The 12,905-nt window shown below is 59.2% G+C and carries 14 protein-coding genes; 8 read left to right on the forward strand and 6 right to left on the reverse strand.

Going from position 1 to position 12,905, the window contains the following annotated elements:
• The 5 genes from tusC to BLR16_RS04200 all read left to right on the forward strand — a co-directional run bounded on the left by tusC (position 1) and on the right by BLR16_RS04200 (position 3,087).
• Positions 1-363 carry a sulfurtransferase complex subunit TusC gene (gene tusC / locus BLR16_RS04180; protein WP_058417283.1) on the forward strand — a complete coding sequence of 121 codons (363 nt, stop codon included), beginning with the start codon at positions 1-3 and terminating at the stop codon, positions 361-363.
• Positions 363-662 (forward strand): sulfurtransferase complex subunit TusB, encoded by a 300-nt coding sequence (tusB, locus tag BLR16_RS04185; protein WP_074805977.1) that lies wholly within the window; start codon positions 363-365, stop codon positions 660-662. The genes tusC and tusB overlap by 1 nt, the downstream gene beginning before the upstream one ends.
• A complete protein-coding gene (locus BLR16_RS04190) occupies positions 659-994 on the forward strand; it encodes a TusE/DsrC/DsvC family sulfur relay protein (RefSeq protein ID WP_003317943.1) in 336 nt (111 codons plus the stop codon). Before tusB ends, BLR16_RS04190 begins: the two co-directional genes overlap by 4 nt.
• Positions 991-1,992 carry a glycosyl transferase family protein gene (locus BLR16_RS04195; RefSeq protein WP_074805973.1) on the forward strand — a complete coding sequence of 334 codons (1,002 nt, stop codon included), beginning with the start codon at positions 991-993 and terminating at the stop codon, positions 1,990-1,992. Before BLR16_RS04190 ends, BLR16_RS04195 begins: the two co-directional genes overlap by 4 nt.
• 96 nt (positions 1,993-2,088) lie before the next feature.
• On the forward strand, positions 2,089-3,087 hold the full coding sequence (locus BLR16_RS04200) for a glutathione S-transferase family protein (RefSeq protein ID WP_074805970.1): 999 nt from the start codon (positions 2,089-2,091) through the stop codon (positions 3,085-3,087).
• 48 nt (positions 3,088-3,135) lie between these two features.
• Here BLR16_RS04200 and cysG read toward each other — a convergent pair whose 3' ends face one another.
• The 6 genes from cysG to ftsK form a co-directional block, all read right to left on the reverse strand.
• Positions 3,136-4,530 carry a siroheme synthase CysG gene (gene cysG / locus BLR16_RS04205; RefSeq protein WP_092194112.1) on the reverse strand — a complete coding sequence of 465 codons (1,395 nt, stop codon included), beginning with the start codon at positions 4,528-4,530 and terminating at the stop codon, positions 3,136-3,138.
• Positions 4,531-5,811, reverse strand: coding sequence for a serine--tRNA ligase (serS, locus tag BLR16_RS04210; RefSeq protein WP_003436002.1), 1,281 nt, complete (start codon positions 5,809-5,811; stop codon positions 4,531-4,533).
• 16 nt (positions 5,812-5,827) lie between these two features.
• Complete coding sequence (gene crcB, locus BLR16_RS04215) at positions 5,828-6,202, reverse strand: fluoride efflux transporter CrcB (RefSeq protein ID WP_003317947.1); 375 nt, start codon at positions 6,200-6,202, stop codon at positions 5,828-5,830.
• Positions 6,202-7,524: a replication-associated recombination protein A gene (locus BLR16_RS04220; protein ID WP_003405078.1), complete on the reverse strand. Its 1,323-nt coding sequence runs from the start codon at positions 7,522-7,524 to the stop codon at positions 6,202-6,204. The genes crcB and BLR16_RS04220 overlap by 1 nt, the downstream gene beginning before the upstream one ends.
• A gap of 18 nt (positions 7,525-7,542) precedes the next feature.
• Positions 7,543-8,166, reverse strand: coding sequence for an outer membrane lipoprotein periplasmic chaperone LolA (lolA, locus tag BLR16_RS04225; RefSeq protein WP_003371767.1), 624 nt, complete (start codon positions 8,164-8,166; stop codon positions 7,543-7,545).
• A 76-nt stretch (positions 8,167-8,242) separates the two neighbouring features.
• The gene (ftsK, locus tag BLR16_RS04230) at positions 8,243-10,648 is read right to left on the reverse strand and encodes a DNA translocase FtsK (protein WP_058417278.1); all 2,406 of its coding nucleotides are present in this window, start codon (positions 10,646-10,648) and stop codon (positions 8,243-8,245) included.
• 468 nt (positions 10,649-11,116) lie between these two features.
• Here ftsK and aat point away from each other — a divergent pair, with 468 nt between their 5' ends.
• From aat to infA, 3 genes are all read left to right on the forward strand, one after another.
• On the forward strand, positions 11,117-11,806 hold the full coding sequence (aat, locus tag BLR16_RS04240; protein WP_044308822.1) for a leucyl/phenylalanyl-tRNA--protein transferase: 690 nt from the start codon (positions 11,117-11,119) through the stop codon (positions 11,804-11,806).
• Between the two features lie 48 nt (positions 11,807-11,854).
• Positions 11,855-12,562, forward strand: coding sequence for an arginyltransferase (locus BLR16_RS04245; protein ID WP_003371761.1), 708 nt, complete (start codon positions 11,855-11,857; stop codon positions 12,560-12,562).
• Between the two features lie 101 nt (positions 12,563-12,663).
• A complete protein-coding gene (gene infA, locus BLR16_RS04250; protein ID WP_002553999.1) occupies positions 12,664-12,882 on the forward strand; it encodes a translation initiation factor IF-1 in 219 nt (72 codons plus the stop codon).
• Positions 12,883-12,905 lie beyond the last annotated feature (23 nt).

Below are 12,905 nucleotides of genomic sequence, written 5' to 3' on the forward strand. Positions count from 1 at the left end.
ATGCCCAGATCACTATTGGTTGTCAGCCGTCAGTCGCCGTGGTCCGGTCCAGGTGCCCGCGAAGCACTGGATATCGTACTGGCGGGCGGGGCATTCGATCTGTCGGTAGGCCTGCTGTTTCTGGACGACGGGGTTTTTCAGTTGTCGCCACAGCAGTCGCCCGACGCCCTGCAACAGAAAGACCTGACCGCAAACCTGAAAGCCCTGCCGATGTTCGGTGTCGAAGACCTTTACGTCTGCGGACAGAGCCTGGCCGAGCGCGGCATCTCTCCTGGCGTATTGAGCGAAGAGATGAGCCAATTGACTACGCGCGCGGAATTGTCAGCGCTTTTTGACCGGTACGACGAGGTGATCACAATCTGATGGCTACTTTGCACGTTCTCTCTCACTCGCCGTTTGCCGACACCCGGCTGGACAGTTGCCTGCGCTTGCTGGGCAAGGATGATGGCGTACTGCTCTGTGGCGATGCCACCTATGCGCTGATGCCATCCAGTGCGCAGCTCAAAGCCCTTCAGTCGTTGGTCGACTCATCGCAACTGTTCGCCCTCGACGAAGACATTAGCGCACGCAATCTACCCCTCCCCGCCGGAGTCAACAGCATCGATTACCCGGCGTTCGTGGAACTGTCGTTGCGCTTCGACAAGGTCAATACCTGGTTATGAAACAGTTGAACATTGACGGGCGCAGCATCGAACTGGACAAGGATGGTTTTCTGCAAGACCTCAGCGACTGGTCGCTGGACGTCGCCCACGCCCTGTCCGCCGAGGAAGGTATCGAGCTAAGTGCAGAGCACCTTGAAATCCTCGAACTGCTGCGCGGCTTTTACGCCGAGTTCCAGCTTTCGCCCGCGACGCGGCCGCTGATCAAATACACCGCGCTGAAGCTGGGTGCGGAAAAAGGCAACAGCATGCACCTCAACCGCCTGTTCAACGGCACTCCCGCCAAACTCGCCGCCAAGCTGGCGGGCCTGCCAAAACCGACCAATTGCATATGAATGATTACGCTGCGCTTGTCACTGAAACACCTGAAGAACATCCTTTTGCGACCTTCGTTCGCATTTTGGGCAAAGGCAAACGTGGCGCGCGCAACCTGACTCGCGAGGAAGCACGGGAAGCCATGGGCATGCTGCTCGATGAAAAAGTCGAGGACACCCAGCTCGGGGCTTTTCTGATGCTGCTGCGCCATAAGGAAGAAAGCCCCGAGGAGCTGGCGGGGTTTACCGAAGCGGTGCGTGAACGTCTCAACGCTCCCGCCATGCAGGTCGACATCGACTGGCCGACCTACGCCGGGAAAAAGCGTCATCTGCCCTGGTATCTGCTGGCAGCCAAATGCCTGGCGCAAAACGGCGTCAGGATTCTCCTGCACGGCGGCGGCGCGCATACCGCAGGGCGTCTGTACACCGAGCAGTTGCTGGACCAGCTGAAGATCCCGCTGTGCCGCAACTGGTCAGTGGTCAAGACCTCGCTTGAGCAAGAACATCTGGCGTTCATTCCGCTCGCCGACTGGGCACCGCAGTTGCAACGCATGATCGATCTGCGCAACACGCTGGGGCTACGCTCGCCCATTCATTCGCTGGCACGCATTCTTAATCCGCTGCAGGCGCGCTGCGGCCTGCAAAGCATTTTTCACCCGGGCTATCAAAGCGTGCATCGCGATGCCAGCAGCCTGCTCGGTGACAACGCCATCGTGGTCAAAGGTGATGGCGGCGAAATCGAGATCAACCCTGACACCATCAGCCACCTGTACGGCACCACCGGCGGTCAGCCGTGGGATGAAGAATGGCCAGCGCTCTCACCGCGCCGCCACGTAAAACCGGCGACGCTCGACCCGCAGCAACTGCTGGCCTTGTGGCGAGGAGAGATCGAAGACAGTTACCCGCAATTGGCATTGATATCGACCATGGCGCTCGCCTTGCGCGGCCTGGGCGCTGATCGTGACGAAGCCTTCGCCAAAGCGCAGGTATTCTGGGATCGCCGCGACACGAATCTATGACCCGTCGGCCTTTCGACAATGAAAGGCCATAATCCAGTCGAACCGATGCACCTGCGCTGACCTCCAAGCTCTATAACCTGGAAATGGGAGTCAGACATGGGCCTTCTGGTCGAAGGACACTGGCAAGACCAGTGGTACGAAAGCAGCAAAGATGGCGCATTTCAGCGCGAAAATGCTCAGCGACGCAGTTGGGTCACCCCCGATGGACAGCCGGGACCGTCGGGTGCAGGCGGGTTTGCTGCGCAGGCGGGCCGCTATCACCTGTACGTGTCTCTGGCTTGCCCGTGGGCACACCGCACGCTTATTTTGCGCAAGCTCAAGGGCCTGGAAAGCCTGATCGATGTTTCGGTGGTCAGTTGGCTGATGCTGGAAAACGGCTGGACCTTCGATCAGCAGAAAGGCTCCAGCGGCGATGCACTGGATGACCTGCGGTTCCTTCACCAGCGCTACACCGCCGACGACCCTCGATACACCGGCCGCGTCACCGTTCCGGTGCTGTGGGACAAGCAGCAGCAATGCATCGTCAGCAACGAATCTGCGGAAATCATCCGCATGCTCAACTCCGCGTTCGACGAGCTGACCGGCAATACGCTGGATTTCTACCCGCAAGCGTTACGCGCGAGCATTGACGAACTCAACGAGCAGATCTACCCGAAGGTCAACAACGGCGTGTACCGGGCTGGTTTCGCCACCTCGCAGGGAGCATATGAGGAGGCGTTCGACGACGTGTTCGCTGAACTGGACGTGCTGGAAAACCTCCTCGGCGAAAAGCGCTACCTGACAGGCAAACACCTCACTGAAGCCGACATACGCCTGTTCACCACCATCGTGCGCTTCGATTCGGTGTATTACAGCCACTTCAAATGCAACCTGCGGCGCATCGCGGACTACCCCAATCTCAGCAACTGGCTACGCGAGCTGTATCAGTGGCCGGGAATCGCAGAAACAGTGAGTTTCGAGCACATCAAAGGGCATTACTACGGGAGCCATCGCACCATCAACCCGACCGGCATCATACCGAAGGGGCCAGCACTCGATCTGCAGGCAGATCACGATCGTGAGCGACTTTCCGGTGAAGGTGTATGGAGCAACTGAAGTAGCCGGAAGTGGTGGATAGCCCGGACGGGCTACCCACCAATGGCATCAGAGAGTCGCCTGAGCGCCCTCGAACCACGCCAGCTTTTCACGCAATTTGACCACCTCACCAATGATCACCAGCGTCGGCGCATGAACATCATGCTCGGCGACCAGTTGCGGCAAGTTTGCCAAGGTACCCGTGAACACACGCTGATTGACGGTGGTGCCCTGCTCAACCAGCGCAGCAGGCGTGTCGGCAGAGCGACCGTGCCGGATCAATTGCTCACAGATAACCGGCAAACCGATCAGCCCCATGTAAAACACCAGTGTTTGCGCAGGCGCTACCAGGTCTGACCAGGGCAGATCTGTCGTACCGTTTTTCAAGTGCCCGGTGATGAAGCGCACCGATTGCGCATGATCACGGTGCGTCAACGGTATACCCGCATACGCCGCGCAACCGCTGGCAGCGGTGATGCCAGGCACCACCTGAAACGGAATGCCATGCGCCGCCAGCTCTTCGATTTCCTCGCCGCCACGGCCGAAGATAAACGGATCCCCGCCCTTCAGACGCACCACTCGCTTGCCCTGTTTTGCCAGTGCCACGAGTTGCTGGTTGATCTGCTCCTGCGGAACGGCATGCTCCGCACGGCGTTTGCCAACGTAAACACGCTCGGCATCACGACGGCACAGGTCAAGAATCGTTGGCGCGACCAGGCGGTCATACAGCACCACATCCGCCTGCTGCATCAGGCGCAAGGCGCGAAAAGTCAGCAAATCCGGATCACCGGGACCCGCACCCACCAGATAGACCTCACCGGTCTCAGAAGGCGGCTCGCCGGCAATCTTGGCGATCAGCATACGTTCGGCTTCAGCACCCTGCCCGGCCAGCTGGCGGTCGGCAATGGCGCCCTGAAAAACATCCTCCCAGAACGCTCGGCGCTGCTGCACATTCGGAAACAGGCCTTTGACCTGATTGCGAAAGCGCGCAGCCAGTCCGGCGAGCTGCCCGTAGCTGGAGGGAATCAAGGTTTCCAGCTTGGCGCGAATCAAACGGGCCAGCACCGGCGCATCGCCGCCACTGGACACGGCGATCACCAGCGGCGAGCGGTCGACGATGGCCGGGAAGATCACCGTACACAACGCCGGGGCGTCGACTACGTTGACCGGAACGCAACGCAAGCGGGCATCGCGGGACACCTGAGCATTGAGCGGCTCATCGTCCGTCGCCGCAATGATCAGCACGCAACCTTCGAGGTCGCATTCGCTGTATCCGCGCAGGATCATCTCACCGCCGCTCTGGACAACCAGTTCGCTCAGTTGTGCCTCGACTTCCGGCGCAACCACGCGCAGCACTGCACCGGCGTCGGCAATCAGGCGTGATTTGCGCAGGGCAATTTCACCGCCGCCAACCACCAGCACCCGGCTGCCACGCAGGTTATGGAACAGCGGCAGAAATTCCATTTAACCGATGACCTCAAGGCCGCCCATGTACGGCTTGAGCACCTCAGGCACACGAATCGAACCGTCCGCCTGCTGATAGTTCTCCAGCACTGCCACCAGTGTGCGACCTACCGCCAGGCCCGACCCGTTGAGGGTGTGGACCAGCTCCGGCTTGCCGGTTTCCGGGTTGCGCCAGCGAGCCTGCATGCGCCGCGCCTGGAAATCACCGCAGTTGGAGCAGGAAGAGATTTCGCGATATTTGTCCTGGCTCGGAATCCAGACTTCCAAATCGTAGGTCTTCACCGCACTGAAACCCATATCGCCGGTGCACAGCGCCAGCGTGCGATAAGGCAGTTCAAGCAGTTGCAGCACGCGTTCGGCGTTGCCGGTCAGCGACTCGAGCGCGGCCATGGAGTCGTCAGGCGCAACGATCTGGACCATCTCGACCTTGTCGAACTGGTGCTGGCGAATCATGCCGCGGGTATCACGCCCGGACGCGCCCGCTTCACTACGGAAGCAAGGGGTGTGGGCAACAAACTTGAGAGGCAGCTGTTTGGCATCGAGAATTTCACCCGACACGATATTGGTCAGCGATACTTCGGCAGTCGGGATCAGGTACAGATCGGCTTCGCCTTCGCGGGAGATCTTGAACAGGTCTTCCTCGAACTTGGGCAACTGACCTGTGCCCTGCAACGCTGGAGCCTGCACCAGATACGGCGTGTAGGTCTCTTCGTAGCCGTGCTCGTTGATGTGCAGATTGATCATGAACTGTGCCAGGGCACGGTGCAGACGCGCGATCGGGCCACGCAGCAGCGCAAAGCGCGCGCCGGACAGCTTGGCGGCAGTCTCGAAATCCAGCCAGCCGAACTTCTCGCCCAGCGCAACGTGATCCTTGACCTCGAAATCGAAATGCGTCGGCGTACCCCAGCGACGCACTTCGACGTTGCCCTCTTCGTCGGCACCGACCGGCACGGATTCGTGAGGCAGGTTCGGGATGCTCAGCACCAGCGCATCCAGCTCGGCCTGAATGCCGTCCAGCTCGACCTTGCCTTCGCTCAGCTCGTTGCCCATGCGCTCGACATCAGCCATCAACGGCGCAATATCTTCGCCGCGCTGCTTGGCCTGACCAATGGATTTGGAACGTGCATTGCGCTCGGCCTGCAGCTGTTCGGTGCGGGTCTGCACTACCTTGCGCTGGGCTTCCAGCGATTCAATGCGCGCCACATCCAGTGTGAAACCACGGGAAGCCAGGCGATCCGCTACGTCCTGAAGTTGAGTACGTAACAGTTTGGAATCGAGCATATCGTTCTCTCGTCTATCAAAGTCTGGTCAGGGACAGGCCAGCCCAGGTTGCGAGCAGCCCGCCGAATACGCTGATACCGGCATAGCCGAGGGCCAGCGGTACCTGCCCGCTTTCCAGCAGGCGCAGCGTATCCAGTGAAAAGGATGAAAAGGTCGTCAGACCGCCTACAAAGCCGACAAGCAAGCCGGCACGAATTTCGATGGGCACTTCCGGACGCAGCAGGAACAGTCCGTACAGTACACCGATGATCAGGCACCCGACGATGTTGACCGCCAGCGTCGCCGCGTAAAAATAACGTGGCCAGTTGGCGCTGACCCAGGTGCCAGTCGCAAAGCGCAATAATGTACCAGCGATCCCGGCAATCGACACCGCAAGAATAGTCTGAATCATCACTTTCTCCGCTTACGAGGACTGGCATCGTCCAATGCGTTCAGATGCCTGAGCTTTTCGCCGATCTTGAGTTCCAGACCGCGAGGTACAGGCTGGTAATACTGCCGTGGCTCCAGCTCGTCTGGAAAGTAGTCTTCGCCAGCCGCATAAGCATCGGGCTCGTCATGGGCATAGCGATATTCTTCACCGTAACCGAGCTGCTTCATCAGCTTGGTAGGCGCATTGCGCAAGTGCAGCGGAACCTCCAGCGAACCGTGCTCGCCCGCTTCACGCATGGCCGCCTTGAACGCCATGTAGACCGCGTTGCTTTTCGGCGCACAGGCGAGATAGACAATGGCCTGCGCGACCGCCAGTTCGCCCTCGGGACTGCCGAGGCGTTCCTGTACATCCCAGGCGGACATGCACAACGGCAGCGCACGAGGATCGGCATTACCGATGTCTTCACTGGCCATGCGCACCACGCGGCGCGCCAGATAAAGCGGATCACAGCCGCCGTCGATCATCCGCGCAAACCAGTACAGGGCCGCATCGGGATTGGAACCGCGAATCGACTTGTGCAGCGCCGATATCTGGTCGTAGAACGCCTCGCCGCCCTTGTCGAAGCGGCGTCGACTGTCACCCAACAGGCTCTGCAGCAGCCCGACATCGATTTCGCTGCCGTCTTCGGCCAGATCCGAGGCGTTCTCCAGCAGATTGAGCATGCGCCGACCGTCGCCATCGGCGGCGGACATCAGAATCGCAAACCCCTCATCGCTCAGGGTCAGCTGCCGCTTGCCCAGCCCGCGCTCTTCGGTCAGGGCACGGTTGACCAGCTTGCGCAGCGCCGCCTCGTCCAGGCTTTTGAGCACGTAGACACGCGCCCGGGACAACAGGGCGTTGTTGAGTTCGAACGACGGGTTTTCGGTGGTCGCGCCGATAAAGATCAGCGTGCCGTCCTCGACGTAAGGCAGGAAGGCATCCTGCTGTGACTTGTTGAAGCGGTGCACTTCGTCGACGAACAGGATAGTGCGCTTGCCGTACTGTCCGGCCTGTTGACGGGCGACTTCGACGGCCTGGCGGATTTCCTTGACCCCGGCGAGCACTGCCGAAACCGTCTCGAAGTGCGCGTCCGACACTTTGGCCAGCAGCTTCGCCAGGGTGGTTTTACCGACGCCGGGCGGGCCCCAGAAAATCATCGAGTGCAGTGCGCCCTGCTCCAGCGCCTCACGCAGAGGCTTGCCGTGGGCAAGCACATGTTCCTGACCGACATATTCATCCAGGTTGGTAGCACGCAAACGTGCAGCCAGAGGCTGAGCTATCGGTTCGCGGCTGAACAGATCCATGGTCAGAAATCGGCCCTTTTATTCTTGAATGACATCAGCGCCCTTGGGAATCTGAAACTGAAACTTGCTGGCTGCGATCGACTCGTTGGCCTTGACCCCGGTGAACAGGATATTGGTGCGCTGACCCACGCTATCGATCAACTGCATGTCGTTGATGATACCGTTGCGAAACGACAGGCGCAGGCTGTCGAACAGCGTGTCCTTGGTCTTGGGCTTGAGCACGAAATCGATCACGCCACCCGCCTCTTTCGCGGTGATATCGAAGCTTTCGCTGATCTTCGACACATCACCGGACAACAGCAAGGCTGGAGTCTGGGTCAGGCGCTGGTCGAGCTTCTTGATCGTGACCTGCTCCAGATCAGGGTCCCACAGCGAGACTTTCTTGCCGTCCGAGACCATCAACTGCTCCTGTGGCGCATCGGTATGCCAGTTGAACAGGCCTGGGCGTTGCAGGGCCATTTCGCCGGTGGTTTCCTGCAACTGAGTACCGCCACCGTCCAGCGTCAGTTGCGAGAAACGAGCGGTCAGGGTCTGGGATTTCTCCAGCAACTGAGTCAGGCGCGCCACGTCTTTGCTGTCGGCATGGGCGGGGATCATGGAGAAGGTCAGTGCGGTGGCCAACAGCATGCGGATAAGGCGCATTGGATTCCTCTTTGAAGTCGATGATGATGCGACAGCGTGGCGTGCACGCCGTCGCCGCAATACGGGGTGATAAAAATCAGTCGCGCACCGGCCCGGGGGCCAGGACTTCGCGCGAACCGTTGGTATTCATGGAGGTCACGACCCCTGCCATTTCCATCGCTTCGATCATGCGCGCTGCGCGGTTATAGCCGATCTTCAACTTGCGCTGTACGGCAGAAATCGAGGCGCGACGGCTTTCCAGCACGAACTTGACGGCCTCATCGTAAAGCGCGTCGCTTTCGCTGTCTTCACTGCCTTCGCCGCCACCGCCATCAAAGCCGCTGCCGGGCTCTTCGACGCCAGCGAGAATATCGTCGTTGTAGTCCGGGGAACCTCGCAGCTTCCAGGCTTCTACCACACGATGCACTTCTTCGTCGGAAACGAACGCGCCATGCACACGGATCGGCAGGCTCGTGCCCGGCGGCATGTACAGCATGTCACCGTGGCCCAACAGTTGTTCGGCGCCACCTTGGTCGATGATGGTCCGCGAATCGATCTTGCTCGACACCTGGAACGCCATACGCGTCGGAATGTTGGCCTTGATCAGACCGGTGATCACATCCACCGACGGACGCTGGGTCGCGAGGATCAGGTGAATCCCCGCCGCACGCGCCTTCTGGGCGATACGCGCGATCAGCTCTTCGACCTTCTTGCCGACGATCATCATCATGTCGGCGAACTCGTCCACCACCACGACGATGGTCGGCAGTTTGCTCAGCAGCGGCGCTTCGTCATGAATGCTTTCGCGCTTGTAAAGCGGATCGGCAAGCGGCTCGCCGGCATCCTGAGCTTCCTTGACCTTCTGATTGAAGCCGGACAGGTTACGTACGCCCATCTTCGCCATCAGCTTGTAGCGGCGCTCCATCTCGGCAACGCTCCAGCGCAAGGCGTTGGCGGCGTCCTTCATGTCGGTGACCACCGGACACAACAGGTGCGGAATACCTTCGTAGATGGACAGCTCGAGCATTTTCGGGTCGATCATGATCAGCTTGGCGTCTTCCGGGCCGGACTTGAACAGGATCGACAGGATCATGGCGTTCACACCCACCGATTTACCGGAACCGGTCGTACCGGCCACCAGCAGGTGGGGCATCTTCGCCAGATCGGTAATCACCGGCTTGCCGCCGATATCGTGGCCCAGCGCCAGGGTGACGGGCGACTTGGCGTTATCGTATTCGGGTGTGGACAACACCTCGGAGAAACGCACGATCTGGCGGTCTTCGTTAGGGATCTCGATACCGACGGTGGTCTTGCCCGGAATCACCTCGACCACACGAACGCTGGTCACGGCGAGCGAGCGCGCAAGGTCCTTGGCGAGGTTGGAAATGCGGCTGACCTTGACGCCGGCAGCTGGCTGGATCTCGTAGCGAGTAATTACCGGACCGGGATGGATGGAGTCTACCGACACCTCCACACCGAATTCCTTGAGCTTGATTTCCAGCAAATGACCGACGGCCGCCAGAGACTCCGGGGAATAGTTGAGCTGCTTCTTCTCTGCCGGGTCGAGGATGGAAATCGGCGGCAGCGTGCCTTCCACTGCGCTATCCACGAACAGCGGGGCCTGCTTTTCCTTCATGACACGCTTGCTGGGCTCTACAGGCTTCGAAGGCGCTGGCGCGATGACCGCAGGCACGTGCTTTTCGCGCTCGGTCATGTGTTTGCTCAACGACGCTTCACGCTCGACCAGGCGCTCTCTGGCCTTGGCCTGCTCGCGACGATCGGGCGCCACAGGCGCCACCACATCGTTGACACGCATGTCCACCTCACGCAACTGCGCAACCATCTGCTTGCGCTCGGCACGGGCGGTCCACCAGCGGTTCGCAGCGCCTTGAAACAGTTCGAACAGATCGAGGGTGATCTTGCCGGTGACATCCATCACCTTGAACCAGGACAGGTCGGTAAACACCGTCAGGCCAAACAGAAACAGGGCAATGAACAGCAAGGTGCTGCCTTGAATATTCAGGGCTTTCTTGGCCAGATCGCCGAGCACTTCGCCCAGCACACCGCCTGCCGAACCGGGGAAACCGGCCGAAAAATGGAAGTGAATATGCGCCAGCGCAGCACCCGCGAGGATCAGGAACACCAGCCCGATCAGACGCCAGGAAAACAGCCAGCCGCTCCATTGCCAAGGCTCATGGCGATGGCGAAACACCTGCCAGGCCTTGATCGCCAGCAACAGTGGGAAGATGTAGGCGAAGTAGCCCAGAACCATGAACAGAATATCGGCACAGAACGCACCTGCACGCCCTGCGGCATTCTGAACCTGCGCCGCATTGCTGCTGGTGTGGCTCCAGCCGGGATCGCTCTGATCGTAGGTCAGCAAGGCCATCATCAGATACAGGCACAGTGCGCCAAAGGCGATCAGGGCCCCTTCCTTGAGCCGGTAGTGCAATTGCTGCCGCCAAAGCGGGACAGCGCTGGGTGCGGGGGTGGATTTCTTCAAAACGCTTTATTTCCTGCGCGGTAGCGCGAACATCTCGTTGATTGACCAGAAACGGCTGTCGGACGGCACTGACGGCTCCCGAATGGACAGGGAGTGCAGACAGCGGGAAAGCCTGTCGACAGACGCTTGAATGATAACGCCCAAAACAGGCATTGTACGGCTTTACAGCCACTTGAGTCTGTACGAAAACACACCATCTCCACTTCAGACGGTTCCGCAAGACACAACATGCTTTCACCTTCACTGATGATGTTCAATTTGAGCATGCATTACGTTTTGTGACAAAGGCTTATGGCGTGTTTCTATCAACGGCCCGCAACTTGAACGACCACACGACCGCTGCGAGACTCGCGCCCTACCGCATGCACAAGGTACGCGCCATAATGACAACCGCTTGTGACCACGCCTGTCGCACAGAGTTGCACTTACAGACAGGTGCGCCCTCCCCTTCCGCAAAGTTGTGATGCCATGCTGACCTGGTTGAACCGCAACAGCCTCGATTTTCCGCCACTGGAAAAAGCCCTCCGCGAACCCAACGGCTTGCTTGCCGCAGGCGGAGACTTGTCGGCCGATCGCCTGATCAGCGCCTATCGACACGGCTGCTTTCCCTGGTTTCAGGACGGTCAGCCGATTCTCTGGTGGTCCCCCGATCCGCGCACTGTGTTATTTCCCGAAGAACTGCACGTCTCGCGAAGTCTTGGCAAGGTTCTGCGCCAGTCGCGCTATCGGGTGACCTTCGATCAGGACTTCGCCAGCGTGATCACGGCCTGCGCCGCCCCTCGCAGCTATGCCAACGAAACCTGGATAACCGGCTCGATGCAGGAGGCCTATATCGAGCTGCACCGCCGTGGACATGCGCACAGCGTCGAGGTCTGGGATCAGGATGAGCTGGTCGGTGGGCTTTATGGCTTGGCAATGGGCCAGCTGTTTTTCGGCGAATCGATGTTCAGCCGGGCAGATAACGCCTCCAAGGTCGGCTTTGCCACCCTTGTAGAGCATTTGACTGAATGGGGATTTGTGTTGATCGACTGCCAGATGCCCACTCAGCATCTGCACAGCTTCGGCGCGCGCGCCATTCCTCGGCAGACTTTCGCCGATTACCTGTCCCGCCATCTTGATCAGCCGACCGACGCTGACTGGTCAGCTAGGCGAGTTTGACAGGCTGGCATACACTCATGGGTAAGGATTCACCATTAGGCGACGACCATGACAGAGCTGGCGAGGCTGAAGTTTTATGCCACTCAACCGCACACCTGCAGTTACCTGCCCGAAGAGCAGGCGACGACCCTGTTTCTGGACCCCAGCCAGCCGATGGATGTACAGGTCTATGCCGACCTGTCTGACATGGGTTTTCGCCGCAGCGGTGATCACCTTTATCGCCCGCACTGCCAGAACTGCAGCGCGTGTGTACCCGCACGCATTCCGGTAAGCCTCTTCGTTCCCGACCGTCAGCAAAAACGTATTCTGAAACGCAATGCCGACATTCAGGTGCAAAGCGCCAAACCTGTTTTCACTCAGGAATACTTCGATCTTTATCAGCGTTATATTGAACAACGGCACGCTGACGGCGACATGTTCCCGCCGAGCCGGGAGCAATTTTCGACATTTCTGGTTCGCGACCTGCCTTTCTCGCGCTTTTACGAATTTCGTGTCGATCAACGTCTGCTGGCAGTTGCCGTCACCGACCTGCTGCCCAACGGGCTTTCGGCGGTCTATACGTTCTACGAACCCGATGAAGAACGCCGCAGTCTGGGCCGTTACGCCATTTTGTGGCAGATCGCCGAAGCGGCCAGACTGCAACTGCAGGCGGTGTACCTCGGCTACTGGATCAAGAACTGCAAAAAGATGAATTACAAGACTCAATATCGCCCCATCGAGCTGCTCACCAATCAAAGATGGGTCACTCTGTATTGAACCCCTTGGCTTAAACTGGTTTTTTCGGGCACAATGCACGCCGCTTTTGCCTGGCGCCACTTGCACCGGGCCACTCATTTGTATACCGAGGGCTTTACTGCATGTCGAAAGAAGACAGCTTCGAAATGGAAGGCACTGTCGTCGACACCCTGCCCAACACCATGTTTCGCGTGGAGTTGGAAAACGGGCACGTCGTAACCGCGCATATCTCCGGCAAGATGCGCAAGAATTACATCCGTATTCTGACCGGTGACAAAGTGCGTGTAGAGCTGACGCCCTACGACCTGAGCAAAGGGCGCATCACCTACCGCGCTCGCTAAACAGGTATTAACGAAAACGCCCG

The sequence above is a fragment of the Pseudomonas sp. BS3767 genome, assembly GCF_900099665.1.
In the GTDB taxonomy this organism is placed as follows: domain Bacteria; phylum Pseudomonadota; class Gammaproteobacteria; order Pseudomonadales; family Pseudomonadaceae; genus Aquipseudomonas; species Aquipseudomonas cerasi.